Origin of the sequence: Pantoea sp. PNA 03-3 (genome assembly GCF_003201175.1) — a bacterium.
GTDB classification, from domain to species: domain Bacteria; phylum Pseudomonadota; class Gammaproteobacteria; order Enterobacterales; family Enterobacteriaceae; genus Pantoea; species Pantoea stewartii.
The window spans coordinates 1-18776 of record NZ_QICO01000008.1 but is presented as its reverse complement, the minus strand read 5'-3'; the positions used below and the strand labels follow the sequence as shown (position 1 = coordinate 18776).

Genomic DNA, 18776 nt, shown 5'->3' with positions numbered 1-18776 from the left:
CCCGGGCATGAAAAAACCGCTTTATCCCAATGAAAAGGAGTGACAATGAAGGTTGCGTTTAAACAAGTGGACGTTTTCACCTCGATTGCGTTCAACGGCAATCCGCTGGCCGTCATCATGGATGCGCAGGGCCTCGACGACAGCCAGATGGCGGCGATTGCACGCTGGACCAACTTATCCGAGACGACCTTTGTCCTGCCGCCAGAAGACAGCCAGGCTGACTACCGCGTGCGCATCTTCACCGTACAGGGCGAGCTACCGTTTGCAGGTCATCCCACGCTGGGTACCGCCCATGCCCTGCTTGAGGCGGGCTGGAAAACCAAAACACCAGGCAGGATGGTGCAGCAGTGCGGCGTCGGCAATGTGGTGGTGACAATCGCATCCGATGGTACGCTGGCTTTTGCCGCGCCCAGCGCCACCCTGACGCCCTACCACGATGCCCTGATCAGCACAGCATTAAACAGCGACGCGCTGGATCATTCACAGCCTGTCACCGTGGCGGATATGGGCATTCGCTGGTTGCTTATCCCGATGGTCAGTGCCGAGGCGGTGCGCGCCGTCATACCCGACGTCAACGATCTTGAGCGGTTAATTACCCACGCCAGCGTGGATGGTGTAATGCCCTTTGGCCCGCTGCCCTCGGGAGAAACAGAACAGTATGAAGTGCGGGGATTACTGGTTGAGCACGGCAGCCTGACAGAAGATCCGATTACCGGCAGCGCAAATGCCTGCCTGGCGCGCTACTTCGCGGCTCAGGGTAAACCGCACAATTACCGCGTTCGTCAGGGCACGCAGGTCAGACGTCAGGGCCGGGTGAACGTGGCTTATGAGGGCGAAACCATCTGGATTGGCGGAAAAACAGTGACGATCGTTGAGGGCACAATTGACGTTACGCCCTGAGACACGACAGGGCGACGGAGTCGCCCTTACTGTTACAGTCCCTGCCCGCCCGATGCTTCGATGCGTTGCGCGGTGATCCAGCCGGTTTCCTCGCTCAGAATGGCGCAAATGGCGTCGCCAATATCATCAGGTAATCCGACCCGCCCCAGAGCGGTCAACGCAGCGATGCTTTCATTCACGGCTTTATCGTCACGCACCCGTCCACCGCCAAAATCCGTTTCAATCGCGCCCGGCGCCAGGATATTAACGCGGATTCGACGTTCCCCCAGCTCTTTGGCCTGGTAACGGGTCAGCACTTCCATCGCCCCTTTCATCGCCGCATAGGTGCCCGAGCCAGGATAGGTCAGGCGCGTTAATCCACTGGAGATATTCAGAATGCGCCCGCCGTCGCTGATAACAGGCAGCAGTTTTTGCGTCAGGAAGTACGGCCCTTTGAAATGCACATTCATCAGGGCATCAAATTCCGCTTCCGTCGTCTCGGCAAAAGGTTTGTAGTGACCATGCCCGGCATTGTTCACTAAATAATCAAATGTCTCACGCTGCCAGTGCTGCTGTAAGGTATTTTTGACATCAGAAATGAAGCGGTCGAACTGGCTAACATCACCCACATCCAGCTGTAGCGCTATGGCGCGGCCGCCTGCGCGCTCAACAGCGTTGACGACGTCCTGTGCTTCGTTTTGATGATTGCGGTACGTCAGGATGATATCCCGGCCTTTTGCCGCCAGTTTTAGCGCTGCATTCTTGCCTAAACCGCGATTTGCGCCCGTAATCAAGACGATTTTACGATTCATGTTGATTTCCTGTTGCAAAATTGAACACAGATTCAGGATATTCGTTAAAAATTGTTCTATAAACGCTTAAGAATGCGCAGCACTGTTCCACTTACAACAACAATCGGCAGGCTATATGGATAAAATTCATGCAATGCAGGTGTTCGTCAGAGTTGCAGAGATGGGCAGTTTTACGGCGGCGGCTGACAGCCTTGGGTTACCAAAAGGCAGCGTATCACGGCAAATTCAGGCGCTGGAGAATCTGATGGGCACACGGCTGCTGCATCGTACTACCCGCCGCGTGCAGCTTACTCAGGATGGCCTGGTATACTATGATCGCTGTCTTGATTTGCTGGCGATGATTGGCGATATGGACAGCCTGTTTCAGCACGATCCCGCGACGTTAAGTGGCAAACTGCGGGTCGACATGTCCGTGGCAATGGCGAGCGATCTTATTCTTCCGCGTCTGCCTGAATTCCTTCAGCACTATCCTGGCGTGGAAATTGAACTCAGCAGCAACGATCGCCAGGTTGACGTCATTCGCGAAGGTTTTGACTGTGTGATTCGCGTTGGCGAGCTAAAGGATTCGGGACTGATCGCCCGCCGTATAGGCACGCACACCTTGATTAACTGTGCCAGTCCTGACTATCTTGCGCGTTTTGGCAGGCCGATTCGGCTTGAGGAGCTGTCGCAGCATGCAATGGTGCATTACAGCCAGCCGTTAGGTCAGGCGGCGCAGGGCTTCGAATACTTCGATGGTAAGCAGTGCCACTATGTGCACACGGGCGGCGTCGTGACGGTGAACAGCACCGAAACCTACCGCGCCGCCTGCCTTGCGGGCCTGGGCATTATTCAGGTGCCGACGGTGGGCATCCAAAAATATCTGGAAAGCGGTCAACTGGTCGAGGTGCTCCATGCGTTCCCGGCCAAACCGATGCCCATTCACTTGCTCTATCCCCATCGCCGGAATGTCGCGCGTCGGGTTCGGGTGTTTATGGAGTGGTTAAGTCAGGTGCTCCAGGAGTATGTCACCTGACAGGCTATAATGTGATTTTAAGGTTCAACAGGAAAGTGAATGTCTATGACAGACGAGCAGGACAACGTAAAAGACGCCAAACCGCTGATCGATATTAAAACCGGCAACAAGTCCGTCGATCGTTCCATCGTGCGCGTATCACGCTTCGCCGCCTGGTTCCAGGCGATACCGGCGGTAGCCCACTTTATTCGCGCGCTGGATCGGTTTAACGATCGCCTCGGCAGCCAGTTTGGTGCCGCCATTACCTATTTTTCGTTTCTGTCGCTCATCCCCATTTTAATGGTGTCTTTTGCTGCCGTGGGTTTCGTGCTGGCCTCGAATCCGGACCTCCTGACCGATATCATCAACAAAATCGTCAGCAGCATCAGCGATCCGTCGCTGGCGACCACGTTAAAAAACACCGTGAACACGGCCATTCAGCAACGCGCAACCGTGGGCATCACCGGTTTGTTGCTGGCGTTGTATTCCGGTCTCAACTGGATGGGGAATTTACGCGAGGCTATTCGCGCGCAGTCACGCGACGTCTGGGAGCGTCAACCCGACGATAAAGAGAAGATCTGGAAACGCTATATTCGCGACTTCTTGTCTCTGACCGGCCTGATGCTGGCGCTGGTGATTACTTTGTCACTGACCTCCGTCGCCGGTTCCGCCCAGGCGACTATCGTTAATGCGTTAGGGCTGGATGGCATTGAATGGTTGCGCCCGGCACTGACGATCATCGCGACGTCCATCTCTGTACTGGCAAATTATCTGCTGTTTCTGTGGATTTTCTGGATTCTGCCTCGCCATAAACCGCGCAAAAAAGCCCTGCTGCGTGGCACCTTACTGGCGGCCATCGGGTTTGAAGTCATTAAGTTTGTGATGACGTTGACGCTGCCGAAACTCGCCAGCTCGCCCTCGGGTGCGGCTTTTGGCTCGGTGTTGGGGCTGATGGCGTTCTTCTATTTCTTTGCCCGCCTGACATTGTTCTGCGCGGCCTGGATTGCCACCGCCAAATACAAAGACGATCCACGCATGCCTGAAAAAGGCGCAATGGCCACCCACGAACAGCAGTAACCAGCGAAAAATCCCTGCCCCCGGTTATTTATCAGCCACTTTACAGCATGAATAACCAGGGGGTCACTTTTCTTCAGCGCTTTCACAGAGTATCTCGCCATGTTTATCTCTGTTAACGCTGCCATTCTCCGACATTTCACATCAGGCAAAGATTTTCTACTTTTAGGCAGAGAAAGCCGCGGCTGACGCGGTTTCCAGCCATTGAATGCCGCTATACAGGTGCGTAAGATTCCTTAACGGTATTTAAAAATAAGAAACATTTATGCAAGCCTCCATCTCAGAAACTCTTGATAAACAACATGAGCCAACGCCAGTGAACTCACGCAGTAAAGTCGTTATTGCTTCACTGGTTGGCACCGCCATCGAATTTTTCGATTTCTATATTTATGCCACCGCCGCGGTCATTGTCTTTCCGCATATCTTTTTTCCTCAGGGTGATGCCACTGTCGCCACGCTACAGTCACTGGCGACCTTCGCGATTGCGTTCGTTGCCCGCCCTATCGGCTCAGCGCTGTTTGGTCACTTCGGTGACCGTGTCGGTCGTAAAGCCACCCTGGTAGCCTCGCTGCTGACCATGGGGATCTCTACCGTGGTCATCGGTTTGTTACCCAGCTATCAGAGCATTGGCGTTCTGGCCCCGCTGCTGTTAGCACTGGCCCGCTTTGGTCAGGGCCTGGGACTCGGCGGCGAATGGGGCGGTGCGGCCCTGCTGGCCACGGAAAATGCGCCAGCCAAAAAGCGTGCGCTGTACGGTTCCTTCCCGCAGTTGGGTGCGCCCATTGGATTCTTTTTTGCCAACGGCACCTTCCTGCTGCTCTCCTGGTTGCTGACCGACGAGCAGTTTATGCAGTGGGGCTGGCGCGTGCCTTTTGTACTGTCTGCCGTGCTGGTCCTGATTGGCCTGTATGTGCGCGTGTCGCTACATGAAAGTCCGGTCTTTGCCAAAGTGCAGAAAGAGAAGAAGCAGGTGCGCGTGCCGATTGCCTCACTTCTGAGCAAACATCTGACGGCGACCATTCTGGGCACCTTCATCATGCTTGCCACCTACACGCTGTTTTACATCATGACGGTTTACTCAATGAGTTACGGCACCGCCGCCGCGCCTGCGGGGCTGGGCATCTCACGTAACAGCATGCTGTGGATGTTGATGATGGCGGTCATTGGCTTCGGCGTGATGGTCCCCATCGCGGGCCTGCTGGCTGACCGCTTTGGTCGCCGGAAAACCATGATCACCATTACGCTGATGATTATTGGTTTCTCATTCCTGTTCCCTGTGATGCTGGGTTCCGGCTCTCAGGCGCTGGTGATGGCCTTCCTGCTGCTGGGATTAAGCATTATGGGCCTGACATTTGGCCCGATGGGTGCGCTGCTGCCCGAGCTGTTCCCGACAGAAGTGCGCTATACCGGCGCGTCGTTCTCATACAACCTCTCGTCGATTCTGGGTGCCTCCGTTGCGCCATATATCGCAACCTGGCTGAACGTGCACTACGGCTTATATGCCGTCGGATTGTACCTGGCCTCTATGGCCTTCCTGACGCTGATCGCCCTGATTGCCTGTAAAGAAACCCGGCATCAAACGCTGTATGAAGTGTGATCTCAGGTCACGCTCATAAAAAAACCCGGCTCAGGCCGGGTTTTTTTATGCGTTTCCGCGGCGAAAGCGCGCTATTTCGACTTAAGCCAGGCCATAAAATCGTCGATAAAAACCCGGGTTTTTAGCGGCAGCAGACGGTTGGGTAAGGTGATGGCCCAGAGCGTCATCGGTGTTGTGTTTTCACTGTGCCAGTCTGGCAAAACACGACGCATTGGACCATCAAGCAGATAGCCGTTTGCGATAAATCTACACACATTGCGCAGCCAGACTCTTCCCGAAGCGCATTTGGGGGAAAAGGCGGGGACTGACTGAATGCCGACCCGCAGCGCACGGCTGTCGCTTCTGTCGCCGTATGCTATGCCCTCAAACATCATCACGAGTATTTTGCTGGCAACCTTACGGCTGGCGTGTTCCTTATTCTTGCCGGGTGTCAGTATGTTGGTTACAGGAGCCTTTTACCGCCTGTTATCGTGTCGCCAGGCGCATGCTAAAACAAAAAGGCGCAGCCAGATGGCTGCGCCTTTTTGTCTTACATTTGCTGAAAACGGTGGCGGTGCGACTTAGCCTGCAACCGCGATGCGTTTCATATCGGTCATGTAACCACGCAGTTTGCGGCCAACCTGCTCGATAGGATGCTGACGAATGGCTTCATTAACGTCGCGCAGTTGGGCGTTATCCACCTGCGTGCCGTCAATAGCTTTACCCAGATCGCCCGGCTGCAGTGAGGCCATAAACTCTTTCAGCAGCGGCACCGCCGCAAAAGAGAACAGGTAGTTACCGTACTCAGCGGTATCAGAAATGACCACGTTCATTTCATACAGGCGTTTACGGGCAATGGTATTCGCGATCAGCGGCAGCTCGTGCAGTGACTCGTAGTAAGCCGACTCTTCGATGATGCCAGCATCTACCATGGTTTCAAATGCCAGCTCAACGCCCGCTTTGACCATGGCAACCATGACAACGCCTTTGTCGTAGTATTCTTGCTCTTCGATTTTGCCGTCGAACTGAGGGGCGGTTTCGAACGCGGTTTTACCGGTCTCTTCGCGCCAGGTCAGCAGCTTCTTATCGTCATTCGCCCAGTCCGCCATCATGCCAGCAGAGAAATCGCCTGAAATGATGTCATCCATATGCTTCTGGAACAGAGGAGCCATGATGGTTTTCAGCTGCTCAGACAGTGCGTAAGCACGCAGTTTCGCCGGATTAGACAGGCGATCCATCATCAGCGTAATGCCGCCAAATTTCAGGGATTCGGTGATGGTTTCCCAGCCAAACTGAATCAGTTTCTCGGTGTACGCCGCATCGTGACCTTCAGCCACCAGCTTATCGAAGCACAGCAGAGAACCGGCCTGCAGCATGCCGCACAGAATGGTCTGCTCACCCATCAGGTCAGATTTCACTTCCGCAACGAAAGAGGATTCCAGCACGCCAGCGCGGTCGCCACCGGTGGCAGAAGCCCAGGCTTTGGCGATAGCCATACCTTCACCTTTCGGATCGTTTTCCGGGTGAACCGCGATCAGCGTCGGTACCCCGAAGCCACGCTTGTATTCTTCACGGACTTCGGTGCCCGGACACTTCGGCGCCACCATAACGACGGTGATATCTTTACGGATGGTTTCGCCCACTTCGACAATGTTGAAGCCGTGTGAATAGCCCAGCGCGGCACCGTCTTTCATCAGTGGCTGTACAGCCTGAACAACGGCGGAGTGCTGTTTGTCTGGCGTCAGGTTAACCACCAGGTCCGCCTGAGGAATCAGTTCTTCGTAAGTGCCCACTTTGAAACCGTTGTCGGTGGCTTTGCGATACGAGGCACGTTTTTCGGCGATGGCTTCTGCACGCAGGGCATAAGAAACATCCAGACCGGAATCGCGCATGTTCAGGCCCTGGTTCAGGCCCTGCGCACCACAGCCCACAATCACAATCTTTTTGCCTTTCAGGAAGCTGGCGCCATCCGCGAACTCGTCACGCCCCATAAAACGACATTTGCCCAGTTGCGCTAACTGGTTGCGCAGATTCAGTGTGTTGAAGTAATTAGCCATGGGTACTCCGGTTAAATGTTGTGTTTGCTTTTGTCTGTTGACGGCGTGAGATTCAGCGCCGCGAATGACCCCATCATATGACAGGATTTCTGTTGCTTAAATTGATATATTAACAACATTACATTGCAATAATCGCAATGCATTCCTGAGGTGGAACCTGTATGGATTTACGCGATCTCAAATTGTTTTTACATCTGGCAGAAAGTTGCCATTTTGGCCGCACCGCACGGGCCATGCACGTCAGTCCGTCCACGCTGTCACGCCAGATTCAGCGGCTGGAAGAGGATGTCGGCCACGCGTTGTTTCTGCGTGATAACCGCACCGTCACGCTCACCGAAGCGGGCGAAAGACTGAAATTATTTGCACAACAAACCTTACTGCAGTATCAGCAATTGCGCCATGCCATGGATCTCAACGGTCCGTCACTCAGTGGTGAACTGCGCCTGTTTTGCTCGGTGACCGCCGCGTACAGCCATCTGCCGCCCATTCTGGATCGCTTCCGCGCCGAGCATCCTCAGGTGGAAATCAAACTGACTACCGGCGATGCGGCCGATGCGATTGAAATGGTCCAGTCGGGCAATGCCGATCTGGCGATTGCCGGTCGACCTGAATCGCTGCCTGCCAGCATTGATTTCACCACGCTGGGACTGTTGCCGCTGGGGCTGATTGCACCTGCACTGCCCTGTCCGGTGCGCAGTCAGGCGACAGAAGAGGCACCGGACTGGTCACAGATTCCGTTTATCCTGCCCGAGCAGGGACCGGTCCGGCGGGCGATCGAGCTATGGTTCCGCCGTCATCGCATCGTTAACCCATTGATTTATGCGACCGTTGCCGGTCATGAAGCAATCGTGTCGATGGTAGCGCTGGGCTGTGGGATTGCGCTGCTGCCGGATGTGGTGCTGGAGAACAGCCCTGAGCCGGTACGAAACCGTGTGCTGCCGCTGGAAAGCGTGGCGTCCGTCGCACCGCTGGAGCTGGGTGTTTGTGTACAAAAAAAGCGGCTCGGAGAGCCGCTTATCAGTGCATTCTGGCACCAGCTATAGTTACTGGCCTGCCAGGAAGAAGCGGAATGCCGGGTTATGCGTTTCGTCGTGGAAATCGTAACCCAGGTCGGCAAGGTGCTCTTCAAAACGCGGTTCGTCGTTGCCAAGCTCGAAGGCCGTGAGGACCCGGCCGTAGTCCGTGCCGTGGCTACGGTAATGGAACAGTGAGATATTCCAGTGCGTGCCCAGCGTTTGCAGAAACTTAAGCAATGCGCCGGGCGCTTCCGGAAACTCAAAGCTGAACAGGCGCTCACGCAGCGGCTTGGAAGGCCGTCCGCCCACCATGTAACGCACGTGCAGCTTCGCCATCTCATCGTCAGACAGATCCACCACCTGATAGCCGTTTTCCGTTAACTGGCTGATGATCTCTGCGCGCTCATCCATCCCGCGCGTCAGCCGCACGCCCACAAAAATGCAGGCTTTGTCGGTGTCGGCATAGCGATAGTTAAACTCGGTAATCGAGCGACCACCCAACGTCTGACAAAACTTCAGGAAGCTGCCCTGCTGTTCCGGGATCGTGACCGCCAGCAGAGCTTCGCGTTGTTCACCCAGCTCACAACGTTCAGAAACGTAGCGCAAACCATGGAAGTTAACGTTAGCCCCCGACAACACGTGTGCCAGGCGTTCGCCCTGAATATCGTGCTGCTGGACGTATTTCTTCATGCCCGCCAGCGCCAGCGCGCCTGAAGGTTCTGCCACGGCGCGCACATCTTCAAACAGATCTTTCATTGCCGCGCAGATCGCATCGCTGTCCACGGTGACGATATCGTCGAGATATTCCTGGCACAGGCGGAAAGTTTCGTTACCGATGCGCTTCACGGCCACACCTTCGGCGAACAAGCCCACGCGCGGTAAATCCACCGGCTCACCAGCCTCCAGCGCCGCTTTCAGGCAGGCCGAGTCTTCTGACTCAACAGCGATCACTTTGATTTGCGGCATCAGCTGCTTGATGAGCACCGCCACGCCCGCGGCCAGACCGCCGCCGCCCACCGGAACAAAAACCCGATCGAGATGTGCGTCCTGCTGCAGCAGTTCCATCGCCAGCGTGCCTTGTCCGGCGATGACCGCCGGATGGTCAAACGGTGGAACAAAGGTGTAACCCTGCTGCGTCGCCAGTTCAATGGCTTTGGCTTTCGCCTCGTCAAAGTTGGCACCATACAGGAAGGCTTCACCGCCAAATGCACGCACCGCATCCACCTTGATGTCCGCTGTCGCCAGCGGCATGACGATCAGCGACTTGATGCCCAGCTTCGTCGCTGATAACGCAACGCCCTGGGCGTGGTTACCGGCCGACGCGGTGACAACACCGCGTGCTTTCTGCTCTTCATCAAGGCCAGCAATCATCGCGTAGGCACCGCGCAGTTTAAAACTGTGCACCGGCTGGCGATCTTCTCGCTTCACCAGAATGGTATTGCCCAGACGTGCAGAGATTTTTTCCATCTTCTGCAGTGGGGTAACCTGTGCCACTTCGTATACCGGTGAACGTAACACCGCACGCAGATACTCGGCACCGCAGGGCGCCTCGGGTAGCGGTTGAGCCTCAGCCATCTTAGCCTCCCAGCTTACTCTTATCGCGCACAGCACCTTTATCGGCGCTGGTCGCGAGCGATGCATAGGCGCGCAGGGCAAACGACACGTCGCGCTGACGGTTCATCGGCGTATAAGCTGCGTCGCCACGGGCTTCCTGCTCTTCACGGCGGGCATGCAGTTCATTATCCGGTACGGCCAGTCTGATACCGCGGTTTGGGATATCGATATCGATGATATCGCCATCTTTCACCAGCGCGATGGTGCCGCCGTTAGCGGCTTCAGGTGAGGCGTGACCAATTGACAGGCCAGAGGTGCCGCCAGAGAAGCGACCGTCGGTGATCAGAGCACAACTTTTACCCAGCCCCATCGACTTCAGGTAAGTGGTGGGATACAGCATTTCCTGCATGCCCGGCCCACCTTTTGGCCCTTCGTAACGGATCACAACCACGTCACCCGCTACCACTTTGCCACCGAGGATAGCTTCCACAGCGTCATCCTGGCTTTCATAAACTTTGGCCGGGCCGCTGAACGTCAGAATCTCTTTATCGACGCCCGCGGTTTTTACGATACAGCCATCTTCGGCAATGTTGCCGTAGAGCACGGCCAGACCACCATCCTGGGAATAGGCATGTTCGCGCGTACGGATACAGCCTTCAGCGCGGTCATCATCCAGCGTGTCCCAACGGCAACTTTGCGAAAACGCCTGAGTCGTTCGAATACCGGCTGGACCCGCACGGAACATGTCCTTCACCGCCTGATCCTGAGTCAGCATGATGTCGTACTGATCGAGCGTTTCACGCAGGCTCTGCTGCAGAATGTTACGGGCGCTGGTGTCAATCAGCCCGGCACGATCCAGCTCGCCGAGAATACCGATGACGCCACCCGCACGGTGCACATCTTCCATGTGATATTTCGGCGTGCTCGGTGCCACTTTGCACAACTGAGGAACTTTGCGTGACAGGCGATCGATATCAGAGATGTTAAAGTCCACCTCACCTTCCTGCGCGGCAGCCAGCAGGTGCAGAACGGTATTTGTAGAGCCGCCCATAGCGATATCCAGCGTCATGGCATTTTCAAACGCGGCTTTGGTGGCGATGTTGCGCGGCAGCATATTCACATCATCCTGCTCGTAATAGCGTTTGGTCAGGCTGACGATGCGCTTACCGGCGTTAATGAACAGCGCTTTACGGTCGGCATGGGTGGCCAACAGTGAACCGTTACCCGGTTGTGACAGGCCGAGGGCTTCGGTCAGGCAGTTCATTGAGTTTGCGGTGAACATGCCCGAACAGGAGCCGCAGGTTGGACAGGCGGAGCGTTCAATCTGCTCGCTGTCAGCATCGCTGACGTTCGGGTTAGCCCCCTGGATCATGGCATCCACCAGATCCAGCTTGATGATCTGATCGGACAGTTTGGTTTTACCGGCTTCCATTGGGCCGCCGGAAACAAAGATCACCGGAATATTCAGGCGCAGCGCGGCCATCAACATGCCGGGGGTGATTTTGTCGCAGTTTGAAATGCAGACCATGGCATCAGCACAGTGCGCGTTCACCATGTACTCGACAGAGTCGGCAATCAGCTCACGTGAAGGCAGAGAATACAGCATGCCGCCATGGCCCATGGCAATACCGTCGTCCACCGCGATCGTGTTGAACTCTTTGGCCACGCCACCTGCCGCTTCGATTTGCTCGGCAACCAGCTTACCCAGGTCACGCAGGTGTACGTGGCCCGGCACAAACTGGGTGAATGAGTTAACGACGGCGATAATCGGTTTGCCGAAATCATCGTCGGTCATTCCTGTTGCGCGCCAGAGGGCACGGGCACCAGCCATGTTGCGGCCGTGGGTGGTGGTAGCGGAACGGTACTTAGGCATGCTCTTTACTCCAGTCAAAATAAGATCGCGGACATCCAGCGACATCCGCGCAAGGTCTGGTTATGCGTTAACCGGGTCCAGCCAGCCCCATTTGTCTTCGGTCTCGCCGGTAAACAGGCCAAAGAATGCCTGCTGAATGCGTTTGGTGACGGGCCCACATTTGCCTTCGCCAACCTGAATGCGATCAACGCTGCGTACCGGGGTGATTTCTGCCGCCGTGCCGGACATAAAGACTTCGTCAGCCAGGTACAGAGATTCACGAGACAGTGCCTGTTCACGCACTTCGATGCCCATATTACGCGCCAGCGTGATGATGGCATCGCGGGTGATGCCCGGCAGTGCAGAGGAGGTAAACGGCGGGGTAAACAGCACGCCATCTTTCACTTCAAACAGATTTTCGCCTGCGCCTTCTGAAATCAGGCCATTGGTATCCAGCGCAATGCCTTCCTGATAGCCATGGCGGCGCGCCTCACTGCCCACCAGCAGGGAAGACAGATAGTTGCCGCCCGCTTTTGCTGCGGTTGGCAATGTGTTTGGCGCAACGCGGTTCCATGAAGACACCATGGCATCAATGCCGTTTTCCAGCGCTTCAGCGCCCAGGTAAGCGCCCCACGGGAACGCTGCAACAATCACATCCGTGGTGAAGCCATCCGGCGGGTTCACGCCCAGACCGACATCGCCCACGAAAGCCAGCGGACGGATGTAGGCGCTTTTCAGGTTGTTCACGCGAATCACTTCACGGCAGGCTTCCATCAGTTCATCAACGCTGTGCTTGATCGGGAAACGGTAAATTTTGGCGGAATCGTGCAGACGCTGCATGTGCTCGCGGTGACGGAAGACGACCGGGCCTTTGTGTGAGTCGTAGCAGCGCACGCCTTCAAATACCGAGGTGCCGTAATGCAGAGCGTGAGACATCACGCTGACTTTCGCCTCTTCCCACTTAACCATTTCGCCGTTGAACCAAATGAAATCTGCTTTCTTGGTGCTCATTATTATTTCCTTTCGCGACTACGCGCGGATTTGTTGTGATGTCTGTTGTTGAATCTGGACGCAGGCGACATCCATCAGTTTGCTTAACTGGGAAGACAGTAAATCGACAGAGCGCTGGCTGGCAACGGTCATTTCGATATTAATGTTTTCGGCGTTAGCCACAGTCGCCATGTTCATTGAACACACCTGAAAGCCACGATGGCGTACTACACGTAAAATGCGTTCCAATATTTCAGGTCGAAAGCGCGCTTCGATAGACAATTGATGCTGGTTCATACGGTTTTCTCCATCATGTTGGCGTTGCTGGCACCGGGCGGTACCAATGGCCAGACGTTTTCATGCTCATCAATTGACACGTGCAGGAAATAAGGACCTTCACTGTTCAGCAGAGCATCGATTGCGGCGTCGACCTGATCTTTACGGGTGATTCGCTGGCCCGGGATATCAAATGCGCTGGCCAGCGTGAGGAAGTCGGGGTTGTCGGTCAGGATGGTTTCACTGTAGCGACCGTCAAAAAACAGCTGCTGCCACTGGCGAACCATGCCCAGACGCTGGTTATCCAGCAGCAGAATTTTCACAGGCAATTTGCCACGCTTAATGGTGCCCAGTTCCTGAATATTCATCATGATAGAGCCGTCGCCCGAGACACAGATGACGGTATCGTGAGGGCGCGCAACCTGTGCGCCGATTGCCGCAGGCAGGCCAAAGCCCATGGTGCCTAAGCCACTGGAGGTGATGAAATCTTCAGGGGCGTCACAGGCTATATGCTGGGCCGCCCACATCTGATGCTGACCTACGTCGGTGGTAACAACAGTGTTTGCCGGTTTGCGATCGGACAGTTGTTTCAGTAATAACGGCGCATAGATGGCTTCACCGGGATGATCGTAGCGCCACGCATGCTGTGCTTTCAGCGCCATGACTTCGTCGCGCCACGCCTGTATCTGTAAAGGCTGGCTCAGGGCCGGCAGGACATGGTTGAGATCGCCTTGCAGCGACACATGTGCACGGCGCAGCTTGTTCAGCTCTGCAGGATCCACATCCAGATGGATCACGCTGGCCAGCGGGGCGAAGGTGTCCAGTTTACCGGTGACGCGGTCGTCAAAACGGGCACCCACCGCGATTAACAGGTCGCAGGACTGGACGGCCAGATTAGCGGCCTTAGTGCCGTGCATGCCCAGCATGCCCAGATAACATTCGCTGTCGGCATCCACACTTCCCAGGCCCTTCAGCGTGGCAACAGCGGGAATGCCGGTTTCCTGCATCAACGCGCGCAGTGCCGGCACCGCTTGCGCCATGCCGACGCCACCGCCGACATACAGCATAGGTTTTTTGGCCTGCGCCATCATTGCCCGCGCGTCAATAATTGCCTGATGCGGCATCGACATCGCTTCTTCCACCGGCATCAACTGCGGTGAAGGTTCCCCTTTTGCCAGCTGAATATCCTTTGGGATATCGACTAATACCGGCCCGGGGCGACCCGACTGCGCAATGGCGAACGCCTCGGCCATCACGGAAGGCAAATCATCCAGCGATTCAACTATGAAGCTGTGTTTGGTGCAGGCTAACGACAGACCGAGAACATCGATTTCCTGAAAGGCATCCGTACCGATGAAGGCAGAAGCGACCTGACCGGTCAACGCGACAACCGGCACGGAGTCCATCATGGCATCAGCCAGGCCGGTGATCAGATTTGTTGCACCGGGGCCCGAAGTGGCAATGCAGACACCGGTTTTACCGGTTGAACGGGCATAGCCGATTGCGGCCATCACCGCGCCCTGCTCGTGACGGCACAACAGGTGTTCGACGCCGCCGTCGTATAGCGCATCGTACACTGGCATGATGGCGCCGCCAGGGTAACCAAATACGGTATCAACGCCTTGTGCGCGTAAAGCCTGAACTACCCATTGTGCACCTGTCATCGTTATTCTCCTGTCGCCTGAGGGGAACAACAGAATTTTATGCTACTGTTCATTGTTTGTTCCTTGCAGATTTACTGAATTTTGCCAGGTCAAAAAAAAACCCCCGGACCTTTCGGTGCGGGGGGTTTTTTAGAGTTCTGGCTTGATTTTTAAGCCTTTCTTGCTCCAAGCGTTGCCCCGCACAGTGGGTTAATAATCACCACCACGCTAATCACGACAAGGCTAATCACTAGTAGAAGGGCTTTCATAACGTATTCGATTCTTTAACTCGTTCGAAGTAATGCCTACAGAGTTATCATAGTTAGTAGGCTAATTACAATATTTTTTATCAGGTTTTTTATTGCGGCCCATTGCGTTCTTTCGTTATCAATTTGTAATTAAAAGATTATTTTATTGAGCCCCGACTTTGACAAAAAAACCATGCCGATGCGGTTATACCGCGTTCAAAGTCCGGTTCCACAAAAAAAAGCGTGCGGATGTATAGTGCGCAAATAAATCACGGCGCAGCTTACATTTTGTCCTTTTGGCCCTCGCCGTCATTGAAGCGCCAGGGCAGACTTGCCGCATTTGGGAGCGGCCATGTCTTTGTCAAAAGTTCTGACACGTGCAGCCATCGGGGTTGATGCGCCGCTGGTGACTATTGAAGTCCATATCAGCAACGGATTGCCTGCCCTGACGTTGGTGGGCTTACCGGAAACTACCGTCAAGGAGGCACGCGAACGTGTCCGTAGCGCCATCATTAACAGCGGCTTTGACTTCCCTGCCCGGCGAATCACCATCAATCTGGGCCCGGCCGATCTGCCTAAGGAAGGCGGGCGCTACGATTTGCCCATGGCTGTCGCCATTCTGGTCGCGTCTGAACAGCTCCCTGCAGAGAAGCTGGGCGGATATGAGTTTCTGGGCGAGCTGGCGCTAAACGGCGCTCTGTGTGGTGTACAGGCCGCCATTCCGGCTGCCCTTGCGGCGATTAAAGCTGGCAGGCAGTTGATTCTCTCAGCAGAAAACCAGACTGATGTGGGTTTAATCCGTAAAGGCTCAACGCTGGTAGCCGCCCATTTGATCGACGTTTGTGCTTTCTTACACAACAGGGGTGAACTCACGATTGCCACCGCCCACGCCGATAACACCGACGAAATCACAGACGATCTTCGCGATATTGTCGGGCAGGAACAAGGACGCCGTGCCCTGGAGATCACGGCGGCCGGTGGACATAACCTGATGCTGATCGGACCGCCAGGCACAGGCAAAACCATGCTTGCCACTCGTTTACCGGGCATCATGCCGCCATTAAGCGATCAGGAGGCCTTAGAATGCGCAGCGATAGCCAGCCTGAGTAATGCGGGCCCTGTGCATCATTCATGGCGTAAAAGGCCGTTCAGGGCCCCTCATCATAGTGCTTCACTGTATGCGCTCATTGGCGGTGGCGCATTGCCCCGTCCCGGCGAGATCTCGCTGGCCCATAATGGAGTGCTTTTTTTAGATGAATTGCCTGAATTCCAGCGCAGCGTTCTGGATGCATTGCGCGAACCCATTGAGTCCGGTGAAGTCGCGATTTCGCGAGCCAGGGCTAAGGTGGTTTACCCTGCACGTTTTCAGTTAGTCGCTGCGATGAATCCCAGTCCGACAGGACACTATCAGGGACAGCATAACCGCACCTCACCGCAGCAGATTTTACGCTATCTCAGCAAACTTTCCGGCCCCTTCCTTGATCGCTTTGATCTGTCGCTGGAGGTGCCATTGCTACCGCCGGGACTGTTAGGCCAGCAACAGCAGACGGGAGAAAGTTCTGTGGCGGTACGCGAGCGCGTGCTTGTTGCCCGGCAAAGACAGATTGCGCGTTCAGGAAAAATCAACGCTCATTTAGCTAATGCGGAGGTATTACGGTGGTGTGCGCTTTGTTCAGCGGATGCGAAGTGGCTGGAGTCTGTTTTAAATCAGTTGGGCTTATCAGTACGGGCTTGGCAGCGGATCCTGAAAGTGGCGCGCACGGTGGCCGATTTGGCCGGTGAAGAGACGATCAGCCGTTATCATTTGCAGGAAGCCGTCAGTTACCGAAGCATTGACCGCCTCATGACCTATCTTCATAACAACCTGCAGTAAAAAGGGGCTTTCGCCCCTTTTCATTAATCGTCGCTTTCTGTGTAGTCTTCAACGGTATCCATTTGTGGCTTACCGCCTGACAGCGTGTGAAAACGCTTAGGACGCTTGATACGGGTCATGTATTTGGACCAGACACGTTCTGCTTCCGTCTGCGGCTCACGGACACCACGACATACCTCGATGAACAAACGCTCTTCTTCTGTCGCTGGTTCACGTTTGGCAAGATCCAGCTCATTAAACGCGACGCCGTGGCGTTCAAGTAGCTGTGCTTCTTTAATCGTAAAGTCCCCATGACGCGAAAATCCGCGTGGGTAATGTTTGTTATCAAAGAAACGATTTTCCGTTGAGAAGCTTTCCGCCATGTTACACGCTCCTGTTTCTCTTATGGCCGTGCTATTTATGGCGCGGAGTATTAGATACGCTTGACAGAGTGTAAAACAAAACATTTAAATCTATACGACAAACAAATTTTGGGAGAAGGCTGTGGATACGGAATTACTGAAAACTTTCCTGGAAGTGAGCAGAACTCGCCATTTCGGGCGTGCTGCAGAAGCACTTTACTTAACGCAGTCTGCTGTCAGTTTTCGCATCCGCCAGTTAGAAAACCAACTGGGAGTGAATCTTTTTACCCGACACCGCAACAACATCCGTTTGACCTCGGCAGGTGAGCGTCTTTTGCCTTACGCGGAAAGTCTGATGAATACCTGGCTTATGGCGAAGAAAGAAGTGTCGCACACGCAGCAGCATCATGAGCTGTCCATTGGTGCCAGCGCCTCACTTTGGGAAGCCTATCTGACGCCATGGCTTCAGACACTCTACGAAAACAGGGAAAGTCTGCACCTGGAAGCGCGTGTGGCGCAGCGTCATTGGTTAGTTAAACAGTTGCATGAACGCCAACTGGATTTATTGATTACGACGGAAGCACCAAAGATGGATGAATTGACCAGCCAGCAGATAGGTCATATTTCGCTGGCCCTGTTTCGTTCCCGGCAGACCGAAAAGCGTGAGAAATATGACTATATTAAGCTGGAATGGGGCGCGGACTTTCATCAGCACCAAAGTTATCTTTCCGGCGGGGACGATGTTCCGGTATTAACAACGACATCAGCACAGGTGACGCGTGAATTGTTGCACACGACAGGAGCCTGCGCGTTTCTGCCCGAGTTCTGGCAAAGCTTGTACAGCGACCTGATAGTGATGCCCGATACGTCTGTGGCGGTGCGGCCTTTGTATGCGGTATGGCTGCAAAACAGTGATCAGCAGACGTATATCCGTCAGTTGCTGAAGTTTCCAGTCGTACCGAATTAAAGAGAGGGAAGAAAGCGAGGATTAAGCCAGTCTTTGCTGGCTGGTTTTCTGTTTTGCTTTTCTTAAGGCAAAAAAAAATCCTTCGCATACGCAAAGGATTTTTCTTTTTCTGGCAGGGGCGGAGGGACTCGAACCCCCAACACCCGGTTTTGGAGACCGGTGCTCTACCAATTGAACTACGCCCCTAAAAAGGGTGGCGGAACGGACGGGGCTCGAACCCGCGACCCCCTGCGTGACAGGCAGGTATTCTAACCAACTGAACTACCGCTCCACCGATTCTGTACTGAGCGCAGAAAAACGTTCTGCTGTCAGGTGTTTCGCCCTTCCGCGTCACCGGTAAGGTCATGACCAGCGTGCTGGTCTTAATTTAATGCCTGGCAGTTCCCTACTCTCGCATGGGGAGACCCCACACTACCATCGGCGCTACGGCGTTTCACTTCTGAGTTCGGCATGGGGTCAGGTGGGACCACCGCGCTACAGCCGCCAGGCAGATTCTGTCTGCCGCACCGCCCTCTCGGGCCGCACGGCGTTATCCGGTAAACAAGGCTGAAAATTCTTTTGTCTCTCAACCCAAAACGCCTCTGGCGTTGTAAGGTTAAGCCTCACGGGTCATTAGTACCGGTA

At 54.9% G+C, this 18776-nt stretch carries 17 protein-coding genes, 2 tRNA genes and 1 rRNA gene; 7 read left to right on the top strand and 13 right to left on the bottom strand.

The features are described from left to right. The first annotated feature begins 45 nt into the window (after positions 1–45). Positions 46–900 (top strand): PhzF family phenazine biosynthesis protein, encoded by an 855-nt coding sequence (locus C7433_RS18540; protein WP_033738318.1) that lies wholly within the window; start codon positions 46–48, stop codon positions 898–900. A 32-nt stretch (positions 901–932) separates the two neighbouring features. Here the strand turns inward: C7433_RS18540 and C7433_RS18535 are convergent, their stop codons facing one another. Beyond that, a complete protein-coding gene (locus C7433_RS18535; RefSeq protein ID WP_006121151.1) occupies positions 933–1691 on the bottom strand; it encodes an SDR family NAD(P)-dependent oxidoreductase in 759 nt (252 codons plus the stop codon). A 115-nt stretch (positions 1692–1806) separates the two neighbouring features. Between C7433_RS18535 and C7433_RS18530 the strand changes: the two genes are divergently transcribed. The 3 genes from C7433_RS18530 to C7433_RS18520 all read left to right on the top strand — a co-directional run bounded on the left by C7433_RS18530 (position 1807) and on the right by C7433_RS18520 (position 5356). Then, positions 1807–2706: a LysR family transcriptional regulator gene (locus tag C7433_RS18530; RefSeq protein ID WP_033738321.1), complete on the top strand. Its 900-nt coding sequence runs from the start codon at positions 1807–1809 to the stop codon at positions 2704–2706. A 39-nt stretch (positions 2707–2745) separates the two neighbouring features. Further along, on the top strand, positions 2746–3762 hold the full coding sequence (gene yhjD / locus C7433_RS18525) for an inner membrane protein YhjD (protein ID WP_110268694.1): 1017 nt from the start codon (positions 2746–2748) through the stop codon (positions 3760–3762). A 262-nt stretch (positions 3763–4024) separates the two neighbouring features. Next, positions 4025–5356: an MFS transporter gene (locus C7433_RS18520; RefSeq protein ID WP_033738323.1), complete on the top strand. Its 1332-nt coding sequence runs from the start codon at positions 4025–4027 to the stop codon at positions 5354–5356. A 71-nt stretch (positions 5357–5427) separates the two neighbouring features. Here C7433_RS18520 and C7433_RS23955 read toward each other — a convergent pair whose 3' ends face one another. Beyond that, positions 5428–5733, bottom strand: a complete 306-nt coding sequence (locus C7433_RS23955) for a hypothetical protein (RefSeq protein WP_233255800.1) — start codon at positions 5731–5733, stop codon at positions 5428–5430. A 183-nt stretch (positions 5734–5916) separates the two neighbouring features. Further along, a complete protein-coding gene (gene ilvC / locus C7433_RS18510) occupies positions 5917–7392 on the bottom strand; it encodes a ketol-acid reductoisomerase (RefSeq protein ID WP_033738325.1) in 1476 nt (491 codons plus the stop codon). A gap of 161 nt (positions 7393–7553) precedes the next feature. Here ilvC and ilvY point away from each other — a divergent pair, with 161 nt between their 5' ends. Next, positions 7554–8435 (top strand): HTH-type transcriptional activator IlvY, encoded by an 882-nt coding sequence (gene ilvY, locus C7433_RS18505; RefSeq protein ID WP_039342836.1) that lies wholly within the window; start codon positions 7554–7556, stop codon positions 8433–8435. Here the strand turns inward: ilvY and ilvA are convergent, their stop codons facing one another. The 6 genes from ilvA to ilvL form a co-directional block, all read right to left on the bottom strand. Then, complete coding sequence (gene ilvA / locus C7433_RS18500; protein WP_006121157.1) at positions 8436–9983, bottom strand: threonine ammonia-lyase, biosynthetic; 1548 nt, start codon at positions 9981–9983, stop codon at positions 8436–8438. It abuts the gene before it with no gap. 1 nt (position 9984) lies between these two features. Next, positions 9985–11835: a dihydroxy-acid dehydratase gene (gene ilvD / locus C7433_RS18495; RefSeq protein WP_006121158.1), complete on the bottom strand. Its 1851-nt coding sequence runs from the start codon at positions 11833–11835 to the stop codon at positions 9985–9987. Between the two features lie 60 nt (positions 11836–11895). Beyond that, positions 11896–12825, bottom strand: a complete 930-nt coding sequence (locus C7433_RS18490) for a branched-chain amino acid transaminase (protein WP_033738329.1) — start codon at positions 12823–12825, stop codon at positions 11896–11898. A gap of 18 nt (positions 12826–12843) precedes the next feature. Beyond that, complete coding sequence (ilvM, locus tag C7433_RS18485; RefSeq protein WP_006121160.1) at positions 12844–13101, bottom strand: acetolactate synthase 2 small subunit; 258 nt, start codon at positions 13099–13101, stop codon at positions 12844–12846. After that, a complete protein-coding gene (gene ilvG, locus C7433_RS18480; protein WP_033738332.1) occupies positions 13098–14744 on the bottom strand; it encodes an acetolactate synthase 2 catalytic subunit in 1647 nt (548 codons plus the stop codon). The genes ilvM and ilvG overlap by 4 nt, the downstream gene beginning before the upstream one ends. A gap of 149 nt (positions 14745–14893) precedes the next feature. Next, the gene (gene ilvL / locus C7433_RS18475) at positions 14894–14992 is read right to left on the bottom strand and encodes an ilv operon leader peptide (protein ID WP_071785161.1); all 99 of its coding nucleotides are present in this window, start codon (positions 14990–14992) and stop codon (positions 14894–14896) included. A gap of 331 nt (positions 14993–15323) precedes the next feature. Between ilvL and C7433_RS18470 the strand changes: the two genes are divergently transcribed. After that, positions 15324–16844, top strand: a complete 1521-nt coding sequence (locus tag C7433_RS18470) for a YifB family Mg chelatase-like AAA ATPase (protein ID WP_006121162.1) — start codon at positions 15324–15326, stop codon at positions 16842–16844. Positions 16845–16867: 23 nt separating this feature from the next. Here the strand turns inward: C7433_RS18470 and C7433_RS18465 are convergent, their stop codons facing one another. After that, a complete protein-coding gene (locus C7433_RS18465) occupies positions 16868–17206 on the bottom strand; it encodes a DUF413 domain-containing protein (protein ID WP_006121163.1) in 339 nt (112 codons plus the stop codon). A gap of 121 nt (positions 17207–17327) precedes the next feature. Here C7433_RS18465 and hdfR point away from each other — a divergent pair, with 121 nt between their 5' ends. Continuing rightward, positions 17328–18152: an HTH-type transcriptional regulator HdfR gene (hdfR, locus tag C7433_RS18460; RefSeq protein WP_110268693.1), complete on the top strand. Its 825-nt coding sequence runs from the start codon at positions 17328–17330 to the stop codon at positions 18150–18152. Positions 18153–18262: 110 nt separating this feature from the next. On the opposite strand, the gene C7433_RS18455 is transcribed toward hdfR, so the two are convergent. From C7433_RS18455 to rrf, 3 genes are all read right to left on the bottom strand, one after another. Continuing rightward, positions 18263–18338 (bottom strand) — tRNA-Trp (locus C7433_RS18455). 8 nt (positions 18339–18346) lie between these two features. After that, positions 18347–18423: transfer RNA gene (locus C7433_RS18450), tRNA-Asp, on the bottom strand. 101 nt (positions 18424–18524) lie between these two features. After that, a 5S ribosomal RNA gene (rrf, locus tag C7433_RS18445) occupies positions 18525–18640 on the bottom strand. Positions 18641–18776: the final 136 nt, after the last annotated feature.

Coding starts and splice junctions, on each gene's coding strand:
- ilvA (WP_006121157.1), bottom strand. CDS start 9,983: ATGGCTGAGGCTCAACCGCTACCCGAGGCGCCCTGCGGTGCCGAGTAT.
- ilvL (WP_071785161.1), bottom strand. CDS start 14,992: ATGAAAGCCCTTCTACTAGTGATTAGCCTTGTCGTGATTAGCGTGGTG.
- ilvC (WP_033738325.1), bottom strand. CDS start 7,392: ATGGCTAATTACTTCAACACACTGAATCTGCGCAACCAGTTAGCGCAA.
- ilvD (WP_006121158.1), bottom strand. CDS start 11,835: ATGCCTAAGTACCGTTCCGCTACCACCACCCACGGCCGCAACATGGCT.
- ilvM (WP_006121160.1), bottom strand. CDS start 13,101: ATGAACCAGCATCAATTGTCTATCGAAGCGCGCTTTCGACCTGAAATA.
- C7433_RS18540 (WP_033738318.1), top strand. CDS start 46: ATGAAGGTTGCGTTTAAACAAGTGGACGTTTTCACCTCGATTGCGTTC.
- C7433_RS18535 (WP_006121151.1), bottom strand. CDS start 1,691: ATGAATCGTAAAATCGTCTTGATTACGGGCGCAAATCGCGGTTTAGGC.
- C7433_RS18530 (WP_033738321.1), top strand. CDS start 1,807: ATGGATAAAATTCATGCAATGCAGGTGTTCGTCAGAGTTGCAGAGATG.
- C7433_RS18520 (WP_033738323.1), top strand. CDS start 4,025: ATGCAAGCCTCCATCTCAGAAACTCTTGATAAACAACATGAGCCAACG.
- C7433_RS18470 (WP_006121162.1), top strand. CDS start 15,324: ATGTCTTTGTCAAAAGTTCTGACACGTGCAGCCATCGGGGTTGATGCG.
- ilvY (WP_039342836.1), top strand. CDS start 7,554: ATGGATTTACGCGATCTCAAATTGTTTTTACATCTGGCAGAAAGTTGC.
- yhjD (WP_110268694.1), top strand. CDS start 2,746: ATGTCTATGACAGACGAGCAGGACAACGTAAAAGACGCCAAACCGCTG.
- ilvG (WP_033738332.1), bottom strand. CDS start 14,744: ATGACAGGTGCACAATGGGTAGTTCAGGCTTTACGCGCACAAGGCGTT.
- C7433_RS18465 (WP_006121163.1), bottom strand. CDS start 17,206: ATGGCGGAAAGCTTCTCAACGGAAAATCGTTTCTTTGATAACAAACAT.
- C7433_RS18490 (WP_033738329.1), bottom strand. CDS start 12,825: ATGAGCACCAAGAAAGCAGATTTCATTTGGTTCAACGGCGAAATGGTT.